Genomic DNA, 1611 nt, shown 5'->3' with positions numbered 1-1611 from the left:
GCCGGATCGACGAGATCATCGGCTGGGGCATCGCCCACTGGCAGCTGGCCCGGGTGCCCCGCCAGCAGAAGATCCCGCAAGGGCAAAGCTAGCCCCGGCTGCATTTCTTGCCCCAAAAGGACCAATCAAGGGGAAGCAGGCCACACCGTTTCTCATTTGGTTGGGGCTGAGCTATGATAGGCCGCTATTTTTTTGGCCTCCCGTCAATTTGAAGTCATAACGAGGTGTACCATTTTTTCCCAGATCGCAAACTTTTGCCGCAAAGTGCTCGGCAAGGAAGACGGCGAGCAGTCGGTGGAGTCCCCCATTCCGGCCCGTGTCGCCGGACAGCGCCGTACCTTGAGCCGTGACCAGCACCCGATTTCGCGCAAAGAGATCAGCGAGAATGCCCTCAAGGTGCTCTATCGCCTGAACAAGGGGGGCTATGAGGCCTACCTGGTCGGCGGCGGTGTCCGTGACCTGCTGCTCGGGAAGACCCCCAAGGATTTCGACATCGCCACCGACGCGACGCCGGAGCAGATCAAGGCGCTGTTCAGCAACTGCCGCCTGATTGGCCGCCGTTTCCGCCTGGCCCACATCGTCTTTGGTCGTGACGTGATCGAAGTGGCCACCTTCCGGGGTCACCACCATCAGGTCAATACCAGCAAGCATGTGTCGGCCCAGTCCGATGAAGGCATGCTGCTGCGGGACAACGTCTACGGCACCATCGAAGAGGATGCCGAGCGTCGCGACTTTACCGTCAACGCCCTCTACTACAGCGCCAAGGATTTCACCCTGCACGATTTCGAGGGTGGGCTGGAAGACCTGGCCGCGCGCAGACTGGAGCTGATTGGCGACCCCGAGACCCGCTACCGGGAAGATCCGGTGCGCATGCTGCGCGCCGTGCGCTTCGCCGCCAAGCTCGACATGACCATCAGCCCGCGCACCGCCGCCCCCATCCGGGAGCTCGCCCCGCTGCTGCAGGACATCCCGGCCGCCCGCCTGTTCGAGGAGACCCTCAAGCTGTTCCTGGCGGGGGACGGTCTGGCCACCTACAAGCTGCTGCGGGAATACGGGCTGTTCCAGCCGCTGTTCCCCCAGGTAGCCGCCCTGTTCACGCCCCACGGCAACTCGCCCTACGAGCAGTTCATCGAGCAGGCGCTGATGGACACCGATACCCGGGTCCGTGAAGAGAAGCGCGTCACCCCCGCCTTCCTCTACGCCACCCTGCTGTGGGGCGCCGTCGAGGCCCGCGGCCGGGTGCTGGAAAACGAGAGCGGTCTGCCCTGGTACGATGCCTTCATGCTGGCTATCAACGAGGTGCTGGACAACCAGGTGCGGATCATCGCCGTGCCGCGCCGCTTCACCACGGACGTGCGCGACATTTGGGCCCTGCAGCAGCGCCTGACCCGCCGCCAGGGCAAGCACCCCGAGCGCGCCATGGAGCACCCGAAATTCCGTGCGGCCTTCGACTTCCTGTTGCTGCGCAACCGGGTCGAGCGCGGCCTCGGCGAGTTGGCGAGCTGGTGGGAGCGCTATGTGGCCTCCAACCCGGACGTGCGCCCGCAACTGCAACGGGAGGCGACCCGCCGCCCGGCGAGCGGCGAGCGCGCCGACTCCCGCAGCGGTGAT

1 protein-coding gene is annotated in these 1611 nt (G+C 65.1%); it reads left to right on the top strand.

Features of this window, described 5'->3' with window-relative positions; all coding sequences use genetic code 11:
* Positions 1–192: 192 nt before the first annotated feature.
* Positions 193–1611 (top strand): polynucleotide adenylyltransferase PcnB (pcnB, locus tag AACR77_RS11830; RefSeq protein ID WP_042881716.1); only part of this gene is annotated, 1419 nt, incomplete at its 3' end.

This window comes from Aeromonas sp. ZOR0002 (assembly GCF_963866995.1).
GTDB lineage: Bacteria > Pseudomonadota > Gammaproteobacteria > Enterobacterales > Aeromonadaceae > Aeromonas > Aeromonas caviae.
This window is presented reverse-complemented; position numbering and strand designations above follow the sequence as displayed.